Origin of the sequence: Streptomyces sp. NPDC058751 (genome assembly GCF_042746485.1) — a bacterium.
Lineage (GTDB): Bacteria > Actinomycetota > Actinomycetes > Streptomycetales > Streptomycetaceae > Streptomyces.
In genome coordinates, this window is record NZ_JBHYPZ010000071.1 from 7,691 (window position 1) to 29,046 (window position 21,356).

Here is a 21,356-nt window from a genome sequence, read left to right on the forward strand (position 1 = left end):
TTTGGGGTTCTTGCCTTACTCCCCCCGGCCCCCGGGGGGCCCCCCCCGCGGGGGCTTTGCCGGGTATTCGTGCCCGCCCGGGGGGGGGGGGGGGGCGCCGCCCGGCCCCGCCCCCCCCCCCCACGGTTCTCACCGGATCAGCTGTAGGGGATCACCACCACGGATTTGTCCGTGCCCGTCTGGAGCTTCGAGGTGCCGTTGCCGATGGCGCTCCAGACCTCGAGGCGTACGGTGCCGCCCGTGAGGTCGCCCGGTGTGCCCGTGGACGCCTTGAGACCGCGGACCTGCGTGTACTCCTCCCATCCGGCGACCGGGTCGGTGGCGAAGTAGTGGTACGTCTCGGTCCGGTCGAAGGTGCCGTCCCCGGTGAAGTCGTAGCTGATACGCGCCTGCTGGCCGAGAGCGACCGTGGTGCCGGCGTCCACCTGGAGCCGGAACGTGGTTCCGGTGCCCGGGGTGAGCGTGCCGTTGACTCCGCGGACCTCGTAGACGAGGGGCTGGTACGGAGTGCCGTCGTGGTTGGCGCCGCCCGCGGAGGCGATCGTGTCGCTGCCCGCGGTGCCGTCGGTCGCCGTGGTCAGGGCGCCGCCGCTGCGCAGCTGGAAGGTGTTCCCGGTCGGCGGGTCGGGGTCGGGGTCGGGGTCGGGGTCCGTGGTCCCCGACCCGGTGCCGCTCGCGGTGGAGCGAGCCGGCACGGAAAGGGTCTTGCCGTCCGAGAAGGTGACGGTGCGGGCCGACGATCCGTGGTTGTGGGCGACGTACGTGCGGGTCGTCCCCTTGGTGAAGACGGCGGAGGCGGGGATGTCGCCGGTCACCGTGGCGTCGGGGGCACCGAGCGCGTCGAGGGTGTTGATCCAGTGGTAGGTGTGTGCCTTGGACTCCCCCTCCTCCGGCGTGTATCCGGCGTTGCCCGCGTCCCACTTCGCCTTGGCCGTCGTCGGGTCGGCCATGGACTGGAACTCCCAGAGGATGTCGCGCCATTCGACGGCGGGTCCCCCGTTCTCCCGCTCCATCTCCGCGATGTTGCGCCGTACGGCGGCCTTCTCCCCGCCGAGGTGGAGTGATCCGCCGGTGACGGGCAGGACGTTGATGCCGTGGATCTCCTCGGGATTGGCGGTCCACCACGTGGCGTAGGCGGCGCCGCTGCCCCAGACCATGCCCGCCGTGTCGTGCCCGAAGGAGGAGGGGAAGACCTGTTCGTCGGCGTCGAACCAGTACTGGGCTATCGACTCCGACTCGGTGGTGAGCAGGTAGGCGCCGAGGTCGCGCAGCGAGGTGTCGCCGGTGGCGGAGCCCCACAGGACGAGGGCCGCGCTGAGGTTGGTGGACTCGGAGGAGGACTCCTGGTTGTTGCCGGCGGCGAAGCCCTGATGACCGGATGCCCAGCTGTGGCCCGCGTAGACGTCGAAGCCGCGCAGGAAGGGGAAGGCGCTGTCGGTGCGGCTGGGGTTGGCGGTGTCCCGCACGAGGGTCTCGACCATGCCGCCCCACGCGGATTCGGCGGCCCATCCCTGGTCGTACTGGGCGACGAGGGCCGCCGCGTAGACGTAGTAGCCGTAGTGGAAGTGGTGGTCGTTGAGCTCGGTGTCGCTGCCGTAGGAGGCGGGATAGCCGGTGAGGGTCCTCCAGTCCTCGTCGTAGCTGAACTCGTTCGCGCCGCCCGCCGTGAACCAGTCCTGGAGCTTGCCCTTGATCAGGCCGAGGAGCCTGTCGCGGATACCGGTCTCACCGATCTGCTCGGCCACCGGGACGAGTTGGGCGAGGCGGCCGAGGGCTTTGCCGGTCCAGTAGGTGTCGGTGGCGCCGGAGAAGGGGTCGGCGGCGTTCACGACCTCGTTCAGGTATCCGCGCAGCCGGTCCGCGTCCACACCGTTCGACTTCGGCAGCGCGGGGAGGACCGCCGCCGCTTTCTGGCTCGTGGTGAACGAGGCCGACTCGCGGACCTTCATGGTGCCGCGCGGTGAGACGTAGGTGTAGGAGGTCAGGGCGTCCGTGGTGTTCAGCCACTGGTGGCGGTAGAGCGCCTGGAGCGTGCCGCGCTCGGTGCCCTCCTTCGCCTCCGTGGTGAGGGTGTAGGCGGCGTTCACGGTGCCACCGGTGTAGCTCCAGGTGACCTTGGAGCCGGTGACGAAGCTGTAGGCGTACTTCTTGAAGGTCGCCAGCGCGTCGGTGTCCGGCAGCACGGCGACGGAGAAGTAGTCCTTGGAGCCGAGACCAGTGGAGATGGTGGAGCCCGCGACGTTCCAGTCGCTGCCGGTCGGCGCGAAGAGGGCGTAGTGGTGCCCGCCGACGGTGATGCCGAGGACGTTGGTCTGGTCGGCGAAGACGGTGGGCGCGGCGGCGGTGGTGATCTGGGCGTTGCCGCCGGAGCCCCTGGCGTACACGAACGGGGAGCCGTGGCCGATGGTGGTGCGCAGGGTGCGGGTGCCGTCGGACCACAGGGGGGTGACCGTCCAGTCGGACCAGTCGTCGGCCTTGGTGTCGGGGGAGTTGAGGCCGCTCAGGCCGATGGTGAGGTCGCGCTTGTGGGCGTACTCGTACTGCCGGCCGTCACCGACGATCGCGGGGGACGTCGGGTAGCCGACGTCGAGCCCGCCGGCCGTGGCCTGGTAGGTGAGGGGGTGGCCGTACATGGGGGTCGACCACGGGTTGTCGCCGTAGCGCTGGAAGGCGAGGGAGGACCACCAGTCGTTGGTGGGCACGGGCCGGTTCCGGGCGGCGGTGGTCACCTTGGGGGTGACGGGTGTTCCCGTGTTGGTGGTGGGGCCCGACGTGCCGGGTGGCCGGGTGTCGGAGTAACTGCCGGAGCCTACGGGAACGGTGGCCGCGGCCGCCGGTGCGGCGGCCGGGACCAGGCCGACGACGGCGAGGGCTGAGGCGAGAAGCAGTGTGACGGCCGGTCTGCTGCGTGGGGATGGCATGCGGCACCTCAAGTCTTCACATGAGGAGAGCCTGAGAGCGCTCTCAGATGGCCGGAACGTAAAGCCTCTGTAATGTGCGTGTCAATACATGGAACGTGCTTGGCAGTTGACGATCGAGGAAGTCTGTTATGTCTTCGGCTCTTGGCGGCGCGGGCCGGTGCGGCCGGCACCCGGGGGGTGCGGAGGCGCCGTTCGGGCCGCCGGTTCCCGTGCCGCGGCCGGTTCGATCGAACGCCCGAACGCCCATGACCTGGGCAGCCGTCCGACTCCCGCGCTGCGGAACCGCCCCCGGACGTACGACCGCGGCGGTCGCCCTCGAAGCGGGCGGGTGGGGTGAAGGGCGTCCTCGGCCGTCGGTCGCGGGAGGTGCGTTCGTCCCGCTTCGGGCCGCGGACGCCGACCGGCTTCGGCGGGGCGGGTCCGGACGGAGCGAATGCCGACGTATACGGCTGCCCGGTGGGCGGCGGGATGCCGAGGTCTCCGGCAGGGCTCGGTGTTCACCTCTGCCGTGCGCGGTCCGCCGACGGGACGGCGGGCCGGCGCCCCCTCACGAACGCGCCGGGAGTCCGTGCTCCCCGTGGGCGGGATGGAGTCACAGGCGCCCGCCAGGTTGCTGTTGGAGTAGATGTTCAGGCCGTACCTGCTCGGGTTCGACGCGGAGGCGGCGTTGTTCTTGACGGCGGTGCCCTTGCCCGCACCGGCCCCGAGGGACTTGTCCAGGACAGCTCGCTCCCGGCTCGCACCCGGCTGGTCCGCGGCTGCCGGCCTGCTGCTGGCGGCCGCCCTGTGCGTGGGCGCGGTCGGAGCGTTCTGCCTGCTTCGCGCGGCACACGGCCGCCCCTGTGCCCGTCGGCTGTCCGAGTCCGAGGAGGCGAGGGGGCGGCCGCTGGAGGTCGAGGACCACGACGAGGCTCTGGCCGGCGCCCGCCATCTGCGCGCGGGGATCATCCCGACCTGCCTGTGCACGGCCCTGCTCGTCACCGCGGTCGGCGTGACCTGGTACGCCCCGCCGAAGAACCTTCCGCAACTGATGATCCGGCAGGGCGCGACCACGCTGTGCGGGGAGGTCGTCGCGGTCCGGCCTGGCACGGTCGTGCTCAAGACCGACGGCGTCGCTGTGACGGTCCGCCTGTCCCGAGCCGACTCCGTCACTCCGGTCGCGGCGTGTCCTGTCGCCCCTTCCGGTACCGGGTAGGCCGACGGGCCACGGTCCTCCGTGGGTCTACGGGGGACCGTGAAGCCGACGAGCAGCCCTCATGCCGAGGGTCGAAGGAGTGCCATGCCCGGGCGGGCGCGTGGTCGTGCTCGGGTGGTGGTCAGGGGAAGGTCAACTTGAAGCCGTTGATGTACCCGGTGTCGTACGTGGCCCTGTCCTGGACGCGCAGGCTCCAGGTCCCGTTGGCGACCTCTGCCGAGGCATTGACCGTGTAGGTGGTCCGGACGTTGTCCGCGGAGTCGGAGGACGAGTAGGGCTTGAGGTTGTAGACCGTGCCGTCGGGGGCGACCAGGTCGACGACCAGGTCGCCGCGCCAGGTGTGGACGATGTCCACGCCGACGGCGAGGTTACTGGGTGCGTTGCCCGTGATTCCGGTGACGTTGACGGACGAGGTCACCGCGGCGCCGTTGTCCGGGACGGACACGTCGGAGGTGTTCTCGAAGACGGTGCCCGTCGGCGGGGTCGTCGTGCCGGACGAGAGGTTCCAGATCGCGTGGGCGACGGCGTCGCTGTTGCGGTCCAGAGCCGTGTCGTTGATGTTGGTGGTCGTGTCGCAGGACGAGTGGTAGCAGCGGTCGAAGGCGGTGGCGGTGCCGCCCCACTTCTGCACCTGCACGGAGGTCTTGGTACGGCTGGCGCCGGTGAACAGCCCGCCGACGGGTATGCCGACGTTCTTGAAGGAGGCGTGGTCGGAGCGGCCGTCGCCCTCGGTCTCGATCTCGGTGGGGACACCGATTCCGGCGAAGTAGTCCTTGAAGGTCTTCTCGATCGTCGGGTCGTCGTCGTAGACGAAGTAGCCGGGATTGGGGGAGCCGATCATGTCGAAGTTCAGGTAGCCGCTGATCTTCGCGCGTTCAGTGGACGGCAGGTTGTTGACGTGGTACTTGGAGCCGACGAGTCCGAGTTCTTCGGCGCCCCACCAGGCGAACCGGAGGTGTTTGGTGGGCTGGTACCCGGTCCGCGCGACGGCCAGCGCGGTCTCCAGGACGGCCGCCGAGCCGGAGCCGTTGTCGTTGATGCCGGGGCCGGAGGTCACCGAGTCGAGGTGTGAGCCGGCCATGAGGACCTGGTTGGTGTCGCCGCCGGGCCAGTCGGCGATCAGGTTGTAGCCGGTGGAGCCGCTGGAGGTGAACTGCTCGATTCTCGTGGTGTATCCGGCGGCGTCCAGTTTCGCCTTGACGAAGTCGACGGACGCCTTGTAGCCGGTCCGACCGTGGGCGCGGTTGCCGCCGTTGGCGCCGGCGATCGACTGGAGATCGGCGAGGTGCTGCTTGACGTTGGCGACCGGGATGTCGGGTGCGGCTGCGACGTTTTGGGCAGTGGCTGCCGGGACGGCCCCGGCGAGCAGCCCGGCGAGGGTGATACCGGCCACTGCGAGGACACGATGACGTGCGGAGAGGCTCATGTGGGGGCTCCGTGATTCCGAACTGAAGGTGGGTTGCGGAACGTGCGAAACGTCCCGCTGAGTGGTGACGCGGGACGTTGGAGCTGTGTAAAGCCTGTGCCTGGTGCGGCGATGCGAAGTGAATGGTCGATGAGTGTTGACGTTGCGTCAAGAGTGCCTGTCGTGAGCTGGGTTGATGCGCACAGCTGTAGGCACCGTGCAGGCGGTTGCAGCCCGTTTCGGACAGGTCTCTCCGCCGCGAGAAGCCGCATTTCAACCGATCTTGGAACGTGCGGATCGAACGGAGTTCCTGGTCGGGTGATCTCCCCGTTGTGCGCGCATGAAGACAGGGCCTCCTGGCGGCTCGGGGTGCGACCCCATTCCGAATGCGCGGTTGCTCCGGTCAGCGGGGCATGCGCCGCCCCAGCTCCCGTGCCTTCTCACGCAGGCCCGCGGCCCAGACTCCGCCATGCGCAGGGGCGGGCATCCCAGTGACGGTGGAAATCTGCACGTCCTCGAGCGGGGCTTCTGGAGTGGCTTCGTGGCGTGCCCAGTCCACCTTGATCCCGGAGCGCTCCGCAAGAACCAGCACCGTGGCAGTGAAGCCTTCGGAGAGCGCGAGCCAGATGGCGTGGCTCGTTCTCCGGTGCTTCGCCAAGAGGGCGTTGACGAAGATCTCGAGGGTTTCAGGGCTGATTTGGCACTCGTCGTTCTCCATCGGCCCGATGCCCGACGGGAGTTCCAGCTCCGCTTCGAAGACCGCTACCTGGCGCTGGAACATACGAGAAGTTCCATTGGACGGGTTCCACAGTGTCTCGTCACCGATGTCGAAGTACTGGCTCATCGCGGCACCTTTCAGCTGGTCAGGACAGGCCGGCGTATCTAGCCAGATCATTGCCGTCGTCTGCGTCACGTCTTCGCCGGACGCCGGTGGCGGATGAGGGCCGCGGCTATGCCGACGAAGGCCGGGAAGTGCTCGGGCTTGCGTTCGTAGCGGCGGTGGAGTCGACGGCAGCCGGCCGGCCAGGACGCGGTTCTCTCGACTGCCCATCGGCGGCGGCCGAGCCGCTGCGAGGACTCGATTCCTCTGCGGGCGATGTGGTGCCGGATGCCGCGCTTGCGGAGCCATCTGCGCAGGTGGTCGTAGTGGAGCCGGGCCCAGACGCGGGCCCGGCTCCACCGGGCGAAGCGCCGGTAGACCGTCTGCCGGCACGGGCCGAACACTGGCGGGAGCTGCCGCCGAAACAGCACCCATAACTCGTCCGGCACCAACCGCTCCGCAAGATCCGCCATGTACCGTTCAACGCATCTCAATGTATCTCAACGCCATAAGAAACGACGCCTTTAGGGCGTCGCCCCGGTGGGGTCAGCGTGAGTCCTGAAGAACCTGGGGAAAGCCGGCCGGACATGCGACTCGTTACGGGGTGTCGAAGTAGCCTTTGAACCGCAAAAACGCATGCGGAGAGCCTACTTGTGGGAACGCCCCGGTGCTGGGCACGGTGTTGTATTGGAGCACCGTGCAGTACGTCTCGTGATCGGGACAGGCGAGTGACGCGGAGGCCTGGGACTGTGGTGCCGCCCCGAGGACGAGTCCCGCGGTGGCCATGGCCATGGTCGTGAAGTCGAGAGCGGCGATCATGCGACGCGTGCGCATGTCTGGATTCCTTTGTGTGTCCGATGCGGATGCGGCGGCTCGCGTCCGTCTCGTGGTGCGAGCCGCCTGCCCGTGACAACCCCCGGCGCGCCCGGAGTCGGTCCTCCCGCTCCGTGCCCGCCGGACGGCGGAGGCCGCGGGGTACCGATGTCCCCTGTGCATCGGTACCCCGCGGCGTGACGTCCTCCGCCGAGCGCCGATGGCGGGCGGGCGCACCGGCTGCGCACCACAATGCCGGGATGTCGCGGTGCTGTCGTTGCCTGTGCGTCGCCAGTGACTTGTTTTTGGGTGCACTCGGGCGGGCGGGGGAGTGACGGGCACTCCTGGGGGTGGGTGGGCCCGACTGTCAGCGGACGGCGGCCGGTTCGGGCCCGCTCGTGTGCTCGGACAGCGCCTGGAGCCGGTATTCGCGGGGGGAGAGGCCGTGGGCGGCCCGGAAGGCGTGGGTGAAGTCGGAGGCGCGGGGAATGCCCCAGCGGGCGGCGACGGCGTGGATCGGCGTACCGCGCAGCGCGGGATCCGCCAGGTCGCTGCGGGCGCCCTCCAGCCGCTGGCGGCGGATCCAGGCCGCGACCGTCTCGCCCTGGAACCGCTGCTGGAAGATCCGGTGGAGGTAGCTGACGGAGATGTGGTGCGCGGCGGCGATCACGGGCGGAGCCAGCTCGGGATCGTGCAGGTTCTGCCGGATGAAGGCCCGGACGCGTTCCGCCATGGCCTGCTGTCTGGTCTCCGGCGACAGGGCGGTCTCGGAGTCGAGTTCCTGGGCGAACAGGGCCGAGACCAGGTCGAGTACGACCGTGCCCAGCCGCGGCGCGTCGGAGGGCCGGAGCGTTTCGGCCTGCCGGCCCAGGCCGGCCAGGAAGTCCGCGAGAAGCGAGCCGAGGCCCTCCCGCCCGGACAGCGGCCGGCCCAGTAACTCCCTCATCCGGTGCGGTGGTACGGGCAGGAGCGCCTTGGGGAAGTCGACCCCCACCCCGCTGACGGTCCGGTGCTTCCCGTCGTCGGCCGACCTCAGGTCGTACGGCTGTGAGCTGTCGACCACGTGCAGGTCGCCCGGCCCGAACGCGGTGTTCCGCCCGGCGTGGTCGAGTTCCAGCCCGCCTTCGAGGAGCAGCGTGAGGTGGTAGGTCTCGGGGTCGGACCGGCGCACCTGACGGGAGGAGCGACGGTGGCGCGCGGGCAGGAACGACGCCGGCCACACGGCCGTCGGCCCCATTTCCATCAGCCGGTGCTCGGCCCGGAAGTCGGCGGCGTGAACGCTGGTGATCTCGTGGGGGGAACGCGTCCTGCCGACCAGTTCCCGCCAGTACTCGAACCGGTCCGCCGCCGGAACGTCCTCGCTCCGGAACAGGGTCCCGATCATCCGGTCACCTCCGATATCCCCCCGAGGCGCGTCCGTGGGCATCCTTTCACGCGGGGAGGTCCCGGTTTCCGGCGAGGGTGCCGTGCGGCGGGGCGGACGACCGGCGGACGGGGCTGCCGTCGGGGCCGTCGGTGAGCCAGGAACCGTCGCCCAGCGGCACGAGTTCGTACGGACGGCTCACCTCGAAGGCGATCTCCCCGCGGGGTCCGCCCGTGCGTACGTCGACGAGGTGGTGGCTGAACCACTCCTCCTCGTCCTCGCGTTCGCCGCCCAGGGTGACCACGGCCAGGTCCGGCGACAGATAGCCGCCGCTCCATTCCACGAAGGTCTCTTCCGGGTCGAACCCGAACGCCTCGACGGGCAGGGTGAAGAGCACGTCCCCGTCGGGGTGCCGGTGGAAGGCGACGTCCGCCTGTTCGTGGTCGACGGTCATGAACTGCGCGCCGTCCGGCGCCAGGTCGATCAGACAGCGGTCTCCCCACGGGTACGTCACGAACTCCGCCCCGCCGTCGGTCCCGGCCGTGCCCCGGAGAACGACGGAGCCGTCCTGGCCCTCACCGATGTCGAGGTACACGCTGCCGTCCACGGGGTGCACGTGGTGACTCGCGCCGTGTCCGACCGTCTCCAGCTCCCGGCGCGCGAGGACCGCCCCGCTGTCGGCGTCGTGCGCGACCCACTGGTCCCTGCTCCCGCGTCCCGCCATCACGTCGGGCCGGTAGACCCACACGGTCCGGCCGTCCAGGGACAGTTCACAGCCGGGGCGGTGGCCGTGGGGCAGGTCGGAGTGCGGCTCGAAGTCCGCGGTCCACACCGGGTCACCGGTGCGGGTGAGGCAGACGACGGCGTTCAGCGTCGTGTACACCACCCGCTCCAGGTCGGGCCGTACCGCAGACTGCACGACCTCGTCACCGGGCCGCGGCCGGAACACCGCGGCGGGCTCCAGCGTCCCGAGGGCGCCGGAGTCGATCACGTAGGCGTGGATCGCTCCGTCGCGGTGGCGTGTGATCACCTTCGGACGGCTCACAGAAGTCATCCGCCGAGGTTAACGCCGGGTCCGTGCGGGCCGGGTTCCAGGGCCGTGCGGGCCGGGATCCGGGCCAGGGAAGCCCGAGTCCGTCGCTGGTGCCGGCACGTCACCGGCACTCGGAAGGCGGCTGTCGGCCTACGTCACGGCGGTTCGGATCCCGAGCGCGAGGAACACCACGGCTGTGATCCTGGCGGCCGTGCGCTTGAAGCGGGGTCTTTGCAGGGTGCGGGAGGCGCGTCGGACGAGGACGGTCCAGGCGAGGAGCCAGAGCGTCACCAGCAGTGCGTGGGCGGTGGCCAGGGTGAGGATCTGGGCGTCGAAGGAGTGATCGGCTTCGATGAACTGGGGAACGAGGGTCAGGTAGATGGAGGCCGCCTTCGGGTTGAGGACGTTGGCGAGCAACGCCTGGGTGCAGACGGAGTCCGACCGCACCGGCGGATGCCGGCGGACGGGAGCGCGCGCCGATGCCGTGGCGGATCGCCATGTCCATACGCCCAGGCCGACGAGGTAGGCCGCGCCGATGACCTTGACGGCGGTGAACGCCTGGCTGGAGTGCATGACCAGGGCCGACAGGCCGGCCATGGCGAAGGCGGCGTGGATGTACAGCCCGGTGGCCGTGCCGAGGACGACGGGAAGGGCCCGGCGGCGGCCGCCGGCGGTGACGTGCTGGACCAGAAGGGCCAGGCTGGCCCCGGGAGTGACGACCAGGGGAAGGACCGCCGCCAGGAACCCGAGGACGGCGTAGGGGTGGACCACGATGTCTCCGGGCTCGGTGGACGGGGTCAGAGGACGACGCGGTAGTGGGTGGTCAGGCGCCGGTCGTCGCCCAGGACGTGGAAGGCGAGACCGGGCGGCTGGTCGCGGTCCGCGGGGCGGTCGCCCTCCCAGGGCATGCGCAGGGTCCAGGTGACGGCCGGCCCGACGATCAGGGGACGGGCGGCGAAGGTCGAGGCGGCCGCCGTATGGGCGTGTCCGGTCAGGACGGCGACGACCTGCGGGTGCGCCTCCAGCAGTGCGGCCAGTCGCCCGGGCTGTTCGAGCATGCCGGAGTCGGGCAGGGGGTGGTGGAGCTCGACCGGCGGCTGGTGGAAGGCGATCAGCGCCGGGGTGTCCCGCGGCAGTCCGGTGAGCTGGGTGTCGATCCAGTCGAGTGTCCGGGCGTCGAGCCGCCCCTCGTCGCGGCCGGGGATGGTGGAGTCGCACATCAGGACGGCGGTCCCGGCGATGTGGTGGATCCGGTTGACCGGGTCCTGGCCAGGTGCCTCTCCGAGCAGGGCCTTGCGGTAGGCCGGGCGCGCGTCGTGGTTGCCGGGGCAGGTGAGCACCGGGAAGGGGGCCGCCAGAATGCGGGCGGCCTCCTCGTACTCGGCTTCCTCGCCGTGATCGGCGATGTCCCCGGTGACCAGGACCGCGTCGACCGGACGAGGCAGGGCCCGCAGGTAGTCCATGACGCGGCCGGCGCGCCGCGTGGCCCTCTCACTGCCGTCCAGGTGCAGGTCACTGATCTGAGCGAGCAGCACGGTCATTCTCCGTCCCCTCCCACGGCGGCTCCCGGCCACCGGTCCACACCGAGGCGGGGCTGTCTCCCCACCTCAACCTCTAACGGAAGTTCTTGTTTTTCCGTTAGAGACTTTAGGGTGTGCACGAGAGTGTGATCAAGTGGTCGACGACCGGCGGGAAGGAGACGCTGATGGGGCGCTGGCTGGCACTGGAACTGGCGAGCACGATCCGCCACGACGGGGACGGCGGTGTCGTCGACGACCTCGCCACGGCGCACGGGGCGACCCGCTGGATCCAGGCGCAGGCCGACCTGCTGGCCGGCCGTGTTCCGGCCGGGGGAGCGGCGGTGGACGACGGCCTCAGGACCGAGATCACCGAACTGCGGCGGGCGGTCCGGGCGCTCTTCGCCCGGGTGGTCGCTCCCGCTCCCCCCAGCCCGGCGGACGCCCGGCGGTTGATGCCGGCCGACCAGGCGTTGGCCCACCTCAACGCGGTTGCCGCCCGTGAGGCGGTCGTCCCGCAGCTGGACTGGCCGTCGGACGGTGTCCCCTCGGCCCGTCTGCTGTCCACGGAGAACGACCCGGGGGTCCGGCTCGTGGCGGCCCTGGCCCGTGCCGCCATCGACTTCCTGAGCGGTCCGCAGCGCGTCCGGCTGCGGGCCTGCTCGGCGCCGCGCTGCGTGCGCTACTTCGTCAAGAGCCACGGACGGCAGGAATGGTGCAAACCGTCCTGCGGGAACCGTGCCCGGGCGGCGCGCCACTACCAGCGGCAACGCATGGCCGCCGATGGCGGTTCCGCTCCGTCCTGACCGCCGTCGGCCCCGGTGTCCGCGTCGGCCGTGCCGGCCGGACCGGGACTCCGGGGCCACCGTGAACTGCGTCGGGGGAGACCGCCGTTGGCGGTATTGACGGGGACTCGCCAAGCGGCATCACTGCCTCGAAGAGGTACGGACCACGCTCGGCCGCCGTTCGCTCGGCTCGCCACGGAGCCCTCGGCCGCGGTCACGCCCGCCGATCCGGCATCCCCCATCGTGAAATCGAGGCGAGTCCCGGTGTCCTTGCGCAGCGCCGACATCGTTGCCGGACCACGGTTCCTCCGTTTCCCCCTGGTGGCCGCTCTCGTGTGCGCGGCGGTCCTCCCGGACGCGACGCCCGCGACCGCCGCCACCCAGGTGTGCGTCCTGGCCTGCGACACGCTGGACCCCTCGCAGGCGAGGCAGGAGCGCTTCCCCGTACCGGCCGTGGACCTCAACGGCCGCCGCCTCGAACTGCACGTCTCCGACGCCGACGACATGGCGTGGGCCAGCATCGACGGCGGCGTGACCGGCGACTCGGTGTGGCTCGACCGTTCCTGGGACGGCGGCGCCACCTGGGAGGGACTGCTCGGCAAGGCCTCCGTCCCGGGAACCTGGACCGGCACCAGGACGCTGATGTACAACAAGATCTAGTGTCTGGGCATCTGTGCAGGTCAAAGGCATGATGATGTTGTTCAGGTCAGCAAATGGTCAGCATCGGGCGCGGGGGAGTCCCGGCTTGCTGACCTGGCGTCCGCCGCAGCGGACGCCAAGGCGCAGATGCTCGGCACCCGTTCGGAAGGTTCGCTCCATGGCTCGTCAGCTCGCCCGCGGTATGGGGTCGTTCTTCAAGGACTGTGCCTGTGACAGGCCGACCCGGTGCCCGCACCCGTACGCGATCCGCTTCAGGGACGCGCTCGGGAAACAGCGGGAGGAGGCCGGCTTCGGCACCCAGGACGACGCGGTCGAGCGCCTCACGCAGATATACGTGGAGAAGAAGCGGACGGCGCCATCCGTCGCCGAGGCCCGCCGCGAGCTGGGGCAGATGACGGTGGAGGAATACGCGAAGCAGTGGAGGTCCCGGCAGCGTCGGATAGCGGAGTACTCCACGGGCCAGCGCATCGACAGTGCCCTCAACGCCCACATCAATCCCCGGATCGGGTCGCGGAAGCTGAACTCCGTCACGCCGATCGTGGTCGAGCGTTTCCTGGACGAGCTGGAGACCGACGGGGTCGGCCGGGGAAATCAGATCAGCATACTCCAGACCTTGAAGGCGATCCTGCGCGACGCCTACGACAAGGGAGCGATGGGGGACGACCCGATGAGGGGCGTGCAGAAACCGGAGTACGTCCGGGGGAAGGTGGTCATCCCGACCCTGGCGTATCTGAAGCAGGCACTGGCTGTCGCCGGTGACGATCTCGCGCTCGAGATCGTCATGATGGCGGGGTGCGGACTGCGCAACGGTGAGGCACGGGCCGTGAACATCAACAACGTGGTGGCGGACGATGTCTACCGCGTGCACGAGCAGATTTACGGCAACACGCACAGGCCGGCGAAGCTCAAGCATCGCAAGCCGGGGGAGTTCCGGGAGGTTCCGCTGCCCCGCTCGGTGCGGGAGGCGATGGAACAGTACGCGCAGAAGCACGGAGCCACTGCGGAGGGTCATCTGCTGCGCGGGTCGAGCGGCTACTACACGGAGCCGATGGAGCGCCGCCGCGTCCGCAGCCTCTTCGAGAAGCTGCCGGTGATCGACGGGATGGGGATGTACAGCTTCCGGCACTACTTCGCGTCCAACGCGCTCGGAAGCGGCATTCCGATCACGGACGTGGCCGAGTGGATGGGGTACGGGTCGATCGAGGAGACGTACCGCACGTACCGGCACCTGATGCCGGGGAGCATCACCAAGGCGGCGCGTGTCCTGGACGCAGGCCTGTGGGAAACAGCTTGATGCGCCTTTGAGGCCAGCAGGTTCTTCGTCTGCTGGTGGTACGGACTCGATACCTCGTTGACCAGTGGAAACGGAGGATCACGGGGCCTGGGAAGCGGCGTTGGCCCGTGCATGGTCCGGATCTTGGGTGGGGGAGCCGAGAGCTACCCCACCCAAGCGTGGGGACGACGAAGACCGCGAAGCCCTCGGGCTCGACGCCGACGAGCTACCCCCGCAAGTGCGGGGACGACTGGTCGTGACCCCCGTCTCTCGTGACAAGTGGAGTCGTCCCCGCGCCTGCGGGGGTAGCTCGGGTATCGGGCCCGATATCCGCAGCTAGGGCGCGTATTGAGTCCCGATCAATCTGCCCCATCCTTCTGGATAGGGTGACCACATGTCGCAAACGCTGCCGCTTCTGATCACCGAAGCGGCGGCGATGTCCGTCGCCGGAGTCGGGTTCCACCGGTACGAGATGGGTCCGGCGCTGATCGGGGTAGGGGCGGACGCCACCGTCGTCATCGTCGCGCCCGGGGACAATCCGGGGGTCAGCGGCGTTCAGGACTCCACCAAGGTGCTGCTGCGCGGGGAGCCGGTCCCGGCACTTCATGAACGGTTTGCCTTCCGAGATGCTCCGCCCATTCACCTCTTCGCCGACCTTGGCGGGGGCTGTCTTCCTCTCGGCACCGCCCGATGCAGGGGGCGGTCGTGGTCACCTGCCGGTTTCAACCATGCGGACTTGGAGCTCGACCAGCCTCTGAGTCGCGCGATGCTGGACGCGGTCCGACCGGTCCCGGAGCCAGGCCCGGTGCCGGGCGTGGGCTGGGTTGACCACGTGGAAACGGATCCGGTCCGGGCTCTGGAGTCGTTCGTCCTCGGCTGGTTCCCCACTGAGGAGACGGAGCCGGCCAAGGAAGCAACTGCGGAGGGCGACCTCGACGCTCTGCCGACGGCGTTGGCTGCCTTCCACCGCTTGGCCCGCCTGCGCCCGGCACTCCACCGATTCCACAATCCGATGCTGAAACAGCCCAAGCGCGCTTGCGGACCGTACGGCGACCGGCTGGTCTTCGCCATGGACAACCAGGGCGTGAGGGACTGGTCCATTCCGTGGCCGCAAGGTGAGCAGGACGAGGCCGACCCTCGCGTGTGGCTCACCGAAGACCCCGATGATCCGGCCCCGGAGACGATCCTCGAGGAGGAACCGCTGAGCCGCTTCCTCCTGCAGTTCACCCTCAACGAAGCCATGAACGCCTCCCCCTACCACGCATGGACCTACTGCACACCGACCACGCGCCTCGACGGACTGTGGAGCGTTCTGCGCCCCATACCCCTGAGCCCGTTCCTGCCGACCTACACAGCCGAGAAGTTCTTCGTGGCCCCGGGGTTGCTCACGCAGGTCAGCAGCGACGAGAAGGAGGCGGTCGTGAGTTTTGGCGCGCTCCACCGCGGAACCCTGACCCCGCTGCTCGAACACGGGTTTCACTGGTCTCGCTTCGACGGGTGAGGTACGACGTTCAGGACGAGGGCACCTTCTGTTCGTGATCAAGGTTCGCTTCGGGTGAGGTCCTTGATCCAGATCATCGAGGCACGCAGGGGGAGGCCGGCGAGGTAGCTCTCGGGGGTCTTGTCGTAGCGAGTGGCGATGCCTCGCCAGGCCTTGAGCTTGTTGATCAGGCGCTCGACGGTGTTCCTCTGTTTGTAGAGGGCGGCGTCGTGGCTGATGGGCCTACCGCCCCTGGAGCCCTTCTCCTTCCGGTTGGCGGCCTGGTCCCTCTTCTCAGGGATCACTGCCTTGATGCCCCGTTCGCGCAGGTGGGCCCGGTTGCCGCGGGACGAGTAGGCCTTGTCCCCGGCGACCGCGTCCGGCCGGGTGCGGGGTCGGCCGGCGGGGCCGCGGACCCGTAACTTCTCGAGCACCGGGATGAACTGCGGACTGTCCGCAGCCTGGCCCGCGGTCAGCACGAACACCGGCGGGCGGCACTTGCGGTCGGCGGCCAGATGGACCTTGCCGGTCTGCCCGCCCCTGGAACGTCCCAGGAGAGCGGCCTTCAGGCGGACTCCTCGCCGGCGCCGGACGCGTCGCCGCTCCTGTCGCCCGGGATCAGCGTCCTGCCCGCTTCGTTCTCCGAGACTGCCCCCTTCGACCTGGCCTTCTCCTCCTCGGCGGCCGCCTTCTCCAGGACAGTGACGACGTCCTCGCCCAGATGCATCCCAGCGGCATCGTGGTGTCCCCGCACGGTGGTGGAGTCGATGCCGACCAGGGACAGGTCCACCTCACCCCGCTGCGCCACTTCCGCGATCAGGCCCTCCAGCAGGGCCTCGAAGACGCCGGCGTCACGCCACTGCCGGAAGCGATTGTGCACGGTCGACCAGGCACCGAACTTGGTCGGCATCTCCCGCCGCTGCCCGCTGGTCCTGAACCGCCAGATCACACCCTCGAACTGCTGCCGCAGCCGCTCGGGGTACGGACCGTACTCGCCGATCGGCAGGTACGGCCCGATGAACTCCCACTCTGCGTCCGCCAGTTGCCCTCACGTCACGCAAGAAGGTCTACCGGACCAGATCCCGTCGCGAGATCGAATCCCGCAGATCGATCACAACTCAATACACGCCCTAATGCGGGTCGTCCCCGCGCCTGCGGGGGTAGCTCTCCTGTGCGTACGAGATGCCTGTACGCGTCCGTGTCGTCCCCGCCCAGGTGTGTCAATTTAACGGCCCTGTCTCACTTTCGGTGGTGACGGAGCGTCATGTCGCTGAAGGTGGTGTCTGAAGGCTTCCACCGCAGCTCGGGGGAGTTCTCCGCGGCCTTCAGGGGCTACGTCCGGGAGGTCCCAGCAGCGCAGATCACGATCCGACCAGCGGCTACTACTCTGAGCACCCGAATTCACTCGGTGTCACCACCGGAAGTGGGCCAGAGCCACTCACGGTACAGAACCCAGCCACGTTGGTGTATGCCTCACGCCGTGCGGTGCTCCAGGCGGCCGCTCTGGCTGTCGGGGAGCGTTATTCCGAGGGTGCGGTCTTCGGGGCGGCCGGAGTGTGCGGTCTGCAGAAGGTGACGGCGCCTTGCAGAGTGGCAGAAGGCCCCCGGCGCGGAGAGGCGCCGGGGGCCTTCCACGGCAGCGACGAGGTCGCTGCTCCGACCGGGCGGTATCTCGGCCGGCCCGTTTTCCTGCCGGGCCGGCCGGGGAGCGGTCACACCGCCCGGTCTGGGAGGTCCGTTGCGGAACAGCCCTGCCAGCGGCCCGCAACGGAGAAGTCAGTGGTTCAGGCCTCCTCGTTCCTGGCCGGGTGGGAGGGCCAGTCGATCAGGGTGGATGCGAACCAGGTCCAGTTGCGGCGGTGCCATGCCGCGGACTGGACGGCCAGGCGGCCGCGGTAGTCGTCCCATGTCCCGGCGCCGGAGGGCGACCAGGCGCGTTCGGCTATCCCGGCGAGACGGGGCAGGAGCAGGAACTCGAGGTCTTCGCCCGAGGTGACGGTCTCGCACCAGAGAGCGGCCTCGACACCGGCGACGGCGGCTTCGCGATCGGTGGCGGCGGCCAGCGCGCTGTCGGGGGCCCAGTCGTAGATCTGCTCGACGGTCTTGGGCGGATAGACGGGCAGACCCACCCGGGCACGCCGGGCCTCATCGTCGGCGTCGGCGCCGGGTTCGGCGTAGGGGCGGTCGAGGTAGAGGTGGGAGGTGGGCGAGAGCAGGATGCTCGCGCCCTTGTCCGCGGCACGGTCGATGTCGTGTTCGGCCTTGGCCATGGTCGCGGCGACGATCGCGGCCGTCTCCGCGGGCATCATCTGAGCCAGGGCGCCGGAGTCCAGGGCCTCGCGCATCTCGGCAGCGTCGATCCAGTACTGGACGACTTCCTGGGGGCCGACGGCGGAGCGCGCGGTCTCCTGCCAGCCGACGACGTGACGGCCCAGGGAGCGGGCGATGTGCCGGGCCCGGTCGACGAAGGCGATGTGCGCCTCGTCCGGCATGCCGAACGCCTCGTCCCCGCCGAGGTGGAGATATGCGGAGTCGGGGAAGAGGCGGGCCACGTCCGTGAGGACGTCCTCCACGAACCGCCAGGTGATCTCGCGGTGGGGGGCGAGGTTGCCCACCGGCACCGGCACCGGCACCGACGCCGGGTCCGGGTCCGGTACGGCATTGCCGGTGGCGGGCGCGAGTTCGGGATAGGAGCGGAACACCGCCTGGCAGTGGCCGGGCATGTCGATCTCCGGCACCACGGTGATGTGCCGCTGTCGTGCGTGGGTGACGATGCGGTCGATGTCCTCGGCGGTGTACCAGCCGCCGGGCCGGTCGCCCAGCGCGCCGGTGCCGCCGACCTCGGTGAGGGCGGGCCAGTTGGTGATGGGGACGCGCCAGCCCTGGTCGTCGGTCAGGTGCAGGTGCAGCACGTTGAGTTTGTGCAGGCTGAGGATGTCCAGGACGCGCAGCACCTGGTCGGCGTCGTGGAAGGTGCGTGCGACGTCCAGGGACAGGCCGCGCCAGGCGTAGCGGGGCGTGTCCAGGACGCGCAGCGGCGGCAGTTGGGCGGTTCCGTCGGGTTGCAGCCCGGCGGTCAGCAGCTGCCGGAGGCTGGTCAGGCCGCGGTGTACGCCCTCGGGCGTGGCGGCCCAGACCCGGGCGTGGGCGCCGCTGACTTCCAGTCCGTAACGCTCCGCGGTCGGGTCGCCGTTGTCGGCTCGCAGGCCGCCAGGTTCGGGGAGGGCGGCCAGCTCCTCGGCTGCCGGCCCGGAGGTGATGAGTTCCACCTGGATCGTCGCGGCGGTGTGTGGTTGCGGGCCGGTGCCGTTCAGGTTCACAGCGAGCCGCAGACCGGTGTCGCGCGCCACGTCGTCGACGAACACCTGGAGGGTGTCGGCGAGGTCGGGGCCGCCGAGGACGGCTGCGCCCGGTGCGATGGACAGGCCGCCGCCGTCGTGGGTGGTCGTGTGCAGTGGCGCGGGGATGATGGTGTCGGTCATGGGGTGCCTACTTGACGGATCGGATCGGGATGATGGCCAGGGCGCCGGCGACCGCGAGGAGCAGGGCGACGGGGAACAGCGCCGGGTAGCCGGCCAGGGTGACGATGGCGCCGCCGAGGAAGGGGCCGATGGTCTGCGGCAGGGTGGCGGCGATGTTGAGGACGCCGAGGTCCTTGGCGTAGGAGGACTCGCCGGGCAGCACCTCGGACATCAGCGCGGCGTCGACGGCCGAGTACATGCCGAAGCCGAGTCCGGCGACCACCGTGTAGACGATCATGCCGGTCACCGTGGGGACGGCGAAGGGCACGGCCATGCCGATTCCCATGACGACCGAGGAGGCGATGACGAACGGCTTGCGGCGCCCGATGCGGTCCGAGAGCGGGCCGGAGAAGGAGGTGGTGATGACCAGCGCGACGAGGTTGATCCCGCCGAGGAGGGGCACCAGGTCCACGGCGTCGTCCTTCAGCCCGACGTAGTCCTGCAGGATGAACAGCTGGTAGCCGGTGACCACGAAGTAGCCGGTGAACAGCGCCAGCCGGGCCAGGAACCCCCAGAAGAAGTCGGGATGGCGGCGCGGGCTCACCCAGAACGTCCGGAGGAAGACCTTCAGGTCGAACGGCTCGTTGACCTGCCCGGTGCTCGGTGTGTCCGGGCACACCAGGACGAAGGCCAGGACGGCGATCAGCAGGACGGCGGAGAGTCCGGCGTAGGCGAACAGGCCCTGCCCGGACAGGGCCGCGCCCGCCGCCTGACCGCTCACGATGCCGAGCATCATGCTGACACCGGCGACGGTGGCGAAGCTGCCGCGGCGCGCGGCGGGCACCCGGTCGGGCAGCAGTGCGGTGACCGGGCTGATGACGAAGTTGAGCACGATCTGGACCACGACCCAGGCCACGATCAGCTGAGGCACGCTCTTGGCGAGGCCCATGACGGCCAGACTCAGTGCCAGGGCCAGGCTGCCGCCGGCGATCCACGGGGTGCGCCGGCCGAACCGGCTGCGGGTGCGGTCGGACAGCAGTCCCGCCACGGGGCTGGCGATCATCGCGGCGAAGGCTCCGATGCCGGTGATCAGCGCCAGGGCGGCGGCCTTGCCCGCCCGGTCGATCTCCTGGACCTGCAGCGGCAGCAGGATGCCGGGCACCGCTCCGATGATCAGGTATATGGCGGCGTTCAACGGGACGATCATCCCGAACAGACGGCGCATCGACGGCGACGGCGACGGCGACGAGGGCGCGTCGACGACGGCTGCTGCCGGGGGATGAGTGGTCATGGCCGCTCCCTTGCGGTGCCCTTATCTAACACTTGTCAGATACGATGGCAGGAACTGTAAGCCAGCTCGATCCGGTTGGCAATGGAGTAGACCACTCACTTCAAATAGCAGAAGGACACGGCATGGCCACCCGCATGACTCCCGAACAACGGCGACTGTTCATCCTCGACACCGCCATGGACGTCATCTCCGAGGAGGGCTACAAGGGCCTGTCCCTGCGCGAGCTCGCCCGCCGCTGCGGCATGTCCGCACCGGGCCTCATGCACCACTTCCCCGACATGCCCACCCTGCTGCTCGCCCTGCTGCACCACCGCGACACGATCGACCGGGCCCGACTGCAGGACCTCCTGGACGAGCAGGGCCAGAACCTGCGCGCCATCCTCGACGTCGTCGTGGACTACAACGCCCGCCACCCGCGCCGCGCCCAGCTCTACGCCATGGTCCAGGCCGAAGCCCTCGACCCCGCCCACCCCGCCCACGCCTACTTCGACGGCAGAAACTCCCTGTACGCGTTGTCCCTGCGCGAATACACCGGCACCGATGTCCCCGCCGAACTCCTGCACGTCCTGCCCGCTGTGCTCGACGGCCTGCAGGTGCACTGGCTCATGGACCCCGAGAACTTCGACCTGCGCACCCAGTGGGCATTCGTCGCCGACACCCTCTTCGCCCGTTACCCGGCTACCACCGGTGACTGAGGAGACGCCACCGGTCAACCCGCCCCACCACTCACTGGCCTGGCTTCACCTGCGCCCGGGCGGGCGGTGGTAAGCCAGACAGCCGCGCCCCGCGCACGATGTCGGAGCCGGCGGCCTCGACGGTCATCGCGGCGTACAGTTCCGGATCGCGGATGTCCAGGCACAGCACCTGATACGGCGTCACCAGCCCAAGACGGATCGCCTCACTGAGCTTGAGCTGGTAGGCGACCGGCCCGAACGCCTTTGAGTCCTCGTCCATGGACGCCACCAGCAGCGGCCGGTCCCCGTCGGCCTCCCACCCGAGTGCCGTGGCGGTCATGTACAGCCGCCGCACGGCCGGGATCTGGGTCTGGTCATGTACGGCGGCCCACGGCTTCAACTCGTCGCCACTGACCCGGTGCGCCTCGTCCATGACCATGAGGTCCCACACCGGCAGACCCGCGGCGTGCGCCCGCTGGAGGGTTCCCATCCCGACCGACGCGTAGGTGGCGAACACCGTCACGGTCTCGGGGCCAGCCGTCCACGCGATCAGCAGAAACGACCACATCATCGATCTGTAGGTCACTCACCCTGACCTGCAAGGACCACACGGGAGCGAACTGGACCGATATGTACAAGGGAGGTCGCCCCGAACCCCTGTCGTG

The 21,356-nt window shown here is 69.7% G+C and carries 17 protein-coding genes and 2 pseudogenes; 6 read left to right on the forward strand and 13 right to left on the reverse strand.

The features are described 5' to 3' along the window. Positions 1-137 precede the first annotated feature (137 nt). Entirely contained in the window at positions 138-2,921 is a 2,784-nt protein-coding gene (locus ACFW6B_RS39275) for a glycosyl hydrolase (RefSeq protein ID WP_386604371.1), read from the reverse strand. A gap of 712 nt (positions 2,922-3,633) precedes the next feature. On the opposite strand from ACFW6B_RS39275, the gene ACFW6B_RS39280 reads away from it, so the two are divergent. After that, positions 3,634-4,116 carry a hypothetical protein gene (locus ACFW6B_RS39280; RefSeq protein ID WP_386604373.1) on the forward strand — a complete coding sequence of 161 codons (483 nt, stop codon included), beginning with the start codon at positions 3,634-3,636 and terminating at the stop codon, positions 4,114-4,116. A 121-nt stretch (positions 4,117-4,237) separates the two neighbouring features. On the opposite strand, the gene ACFW6B_RS39285 is transcribed toward ACFW6B_RS39280, so the two are convergent. The 8 genes and pseudogenes from ACFW6B_RS39285 to ACFW6B_RS39320 form a co-directional block, all read right to left on the reverse strand. Continuing rightward, entirely contained in the window at positions 4,238-5,542 is a 1,305-nt protein-coding gene (locus ACFW6B_RS39285) for a M28 family peptidase (RefSeq protein ID WP_386604376.1), read from the reverse strand. A gap of 382 nt (positions 5,543-5,924) precedes the next feature. After that, complete coding sequence (locus tag ACFW6B_RS39290) at positions 5,925-6,365, reverse strand: DUF6086 family protein (protein WP_386604378.1); 441 nt, start codon at positions 6,363-6,365, stop codon at positions 5,925-5,927. 65 nt (positions 6,366-6,430) lie between these two features. Beyond that, positions 6,431-6,679: pseudogene (locus tag ACFW6B_RS39295) on the reverse strand (IS5/IS1182 family transposase); the annotation flags it as partial. A gap of 259 nt (positions 6,680-6,938) precedes the next feature. Continuing rightward, entirely contained in the window at positions 6,939-7,175 is a 237-nt protein-coding gene (locus tag ACFW6B_RS39300) for a hypothetical protein (RefSeq protein WP_386604380.1), read from the reverse strand. A 346-nt stretch (positions 7,176-7,521) separates the two neighbouring features. After that, on the reverse strand, positions 7,522-8,538 hold the full coding sequence (locus ACFW6B_RS39305; protein WP_386604382.1) for an AraC family transcriptional regulator: 1,017 nt from the start codon (positions 8,536-8,538) through the stop codon (positions 7,522-7,524). A 46-nt stretch (positions 8,539-8,584) separates the two neighbouring features. Then, on the reverse strand, positions 8,585-9,571 hold the full coding sequence (locus ACFW6B_RS39310; protein WP_386604384.1) for a hypothetical protein: 987 nt from the start codon (positions 9,569-9,571) through the stop codon (positions 8,585-8,587). Positions 9,572-9,700: 129 nt separating this feature from the next. Further along, positions 9,701-10,321, reverse strand: coding sequence for a LysE family translocator (locus ACFW6B_RS39315; RefSeq protein WP_386604386.1), 621 nt, complete (start codon positions 10,319-10,321; stop codon positions 9,701-9,703). A 26-nt stretch (positions 10,322-10,347) separates the two neighbouring features. Next, positions 10,348-11,091, reverse strand: coding sequence for a metallophosphoesterase (locus ACFW6B_RS39320; RefSeq protein ID WP_386604389.1), 744 nt, complete (start codon positions 11,089-11,091; stop codon positions 10,348-10,350). Between the two features lie 164 nt (positions 11,092-11,255). Between ACFW6B_RS39320 and ACFW6B_RS39325 the strand changes: the two genes are divergently transcribed. The 4 genes from ACFW6B_RS39325 (at position 11,256) to ACFW6B_RS39340 (ending at position 15,286) form a co-directional block, all read left to right on the forward strand. Further along, positions 11,256-11,873 carry a CGNR zinc finger domain-containing protein gene (locus ACFW6B_RS39325; RefSeq protein WP_386604414.1) on the forward strand — a complete coding sequence of 206 codons (618 nt, stop codon included), beginning with the start codon at positions 11,256-11,258 and terminating at the stop codon, positions 11,871-11,873. Between the two features lie 243 nt (positions 11,874-12,116). Then, on the forward strand, positions 12,117-12,512 hold the full coding sequence (locus tag ACFW6B_RS39330) for a hypothetical protein (RefSeq protein WP_386604391.1): 396 nt from the start codon (positions 12,117-12,119) through the stop codon (positions 12,510-12,512). 157 nt (positions 12,513-12,669) lie between these two features. Further along, positions 12,670-13,806, forward strand: coding sequence for a tyrosine-type recombinase/integrase (locus ACFW6B_RS39335; RefSeq protein WP_386604393.1), 1,137 nt, complete (start codon positions 12,670-12,672; stop codon positions 13,804-13,806). Positions 13,807-14,179: 373 nt separating this feature from the next. Continuing rightward, positions 14,180-15,286 carry a hypothetical protein gene (locus ACFW6B_RS39340; protein WP_386604395.1) on the forward strand — a complete coding sequence of 369 codons (1,107 nt, stop codon included), beginning with the start codon at positions 14,180-14,182 and terminating at the stop codon, positions 15,284-15,286. A gap of 38 nt (positions 15,287-15,324) precedes the next feature. Here the strand turns inward: ACFW6B_RS39340 and ACFW6B_RS39345 are convergent. The 3 genes and pseudogenes from ACFW6B_RS39345 to ACFW6B_RS39355 all read right to left on the reverse strand — a co-directional run bounded on the left by ACFW6B_RS39345 (position 15,325) and on the right by ACFW6B_RS39355 (position 20,017). Next, a pseudogene (locus ACFW6B_RS39345) lies at positions 15,325-16,307 on the reverse strand (IS5 family transposase). Between the two features lie 742 nt (positions 16,308-17,049). Next, positions 17,050-18,747: a family 20 glycosylhydrolase gene (locus tag ACFW6B_RS39350; protein WP_386604398.1), complete on the reverse strand. Its 1,698-nt coding sequence runs from the start codon at positions 18,745-18,747 to the stop codon at positions 17,050-17,052. 7 nt (positions 18,748-18,754) lie between these two features. After that, positions 18,755-20,017 carry an MFS transporter gene (locus ACFW6B_RS39355; protein WP_386604400.1) on the reverse strand — a complete coding sequence of 421 codons (1,263 nt, stop codon included), beginning with the start codon at positions 20,015-20,017 and terminating at the stop codon, positions 18,755-18,757. 122 nt (positions 20,018-20,139) lie between these two features. Here ACFW6B_RS39355 and ACFW6B_RS39360 point away from each other — a divergent pair, with 122 nt between their 5' ends. After that, on the forward strand, positions 20,140-20,712 hold the full coding sequence (locus ACFW6B_RS39360) for a TetR/AcrR family transcriptional regulator (RefSeq protein ID WP_386604403.1): 573 nt from the start codon (positions 20,140-20,142) through the stop codon (positions 20,710-20,712). Between the two features lie 31 nt (positions 20,713-20,743). Here ACFW6B_RS39360 and ACFW6B_RS39365 read toward each other — a convergent pair whose 3' ends face one another. Further along, a complete protein-coding gene (locus ACFW6B_RS39365) occupies positions 20,744-21,277 on the reverse strand; it encodes a hypothetical protein (RefSeq protein ID WP_386604405.1) in 534 nt (177 codons plus the stop codon). Positions 21,278-21,356: the final 79 nt, after the last annotated feature.

Bases quoted from the DNA above. Each gene is read 5' to 3' on its own strand.
- ACFW6B_RS39275 (WP_386604371.1), bottom strand. From the start codon at position 2,921: ATGCCATCCCCACGCAGCAGACCGGCCGTCACACTGCTTCTCGCCTCA.
- ACFW6B_RS39285 (WP_386604376.1), bottom strand. From the start codon at position 5,542: ATGAGCCTCTCCGCACGTCATCGTGTCCTCGCAGTGGCCGGTATCACC.
- ACFW6B_RS39290 (WP_386604378.1), bottom strand. From the start codon at position 6,365: ATGAGCCAGTACTTCGACATCGGTGACGAGACACTGTGGAACCCGTCC.
- ACFW6B_RS39300 (WP_386604380.1), bottom strand. From the start codon at position 7,175: ATGCGCACGCGTCGCATGATCGCCGCTCTCGACTTCACGACCATGGCC.
- ACFW6B_RS39305 (WP_386604382.1), bottom strand. From the start codon at position 8,538: ATGATCGGGACCCTGTTCCGGAGCGAGGACGTTCCGGCGGCGGACCGG.
- ACFW6B_RS39310 (WP_386604384.1), bottom strand. From the start codon at position 9,571: ATGACTTCTGTGAGCCGTCCGAAGGTGATCACACGCCACCGCGACGGA.
- ACFW6B_RS39320 (WP_386604389.1), bottom strand. From the start codon at position 11,091: ATGACCGTGCTGCTCGCTCAGATCAGTGACCTGCACCTGGACGGCAGT.
- ACFW6B_RS39325 (WP_386604414.1), top strand. From the start codon at position 11,256: ATGGGGCGCTGGCTGGCACTGGAACTGGCGAGCACGATCCGCCACGAC.
- ACFW6B_RS39335 (WP_386604393.1), top strand. From the start codon at position 12,670: ATGGCTCGTCAGCTCGCCCGCGGTATGGGGTCGTTCTTCAAGGACTGT.
- ACFW6B_RS39340 (WP_386604395.1), top strand. From the start codon at position 14,180: ATGTCGCAAACGCTGCCGCTTCTGATCACCGAAGCGGCGGCGATGTCC.
- ACFW6B_RS39350 (WP_386604398.1), bottom strand. From the start codon at position 18,747: ATGACCGACACCATCATCCCCGCGCCACTGCACACGACCACCCACGAC.
- ACFW6B_RS39355 (WP_386604400.1), bottom strand. From the start codon at position 20,017: ATGACCACTCATCCCCCGGCAGCAGCCGTCGTCGACGCGCCCTCGTCG.
- ACFW6B_RS39360 (WP_386604403.1), top strand. From the start codon at position 20,140: ATGGCCACCCGCATGACTCCCGAACAACGGCGACTGTTCATCCTCGAC.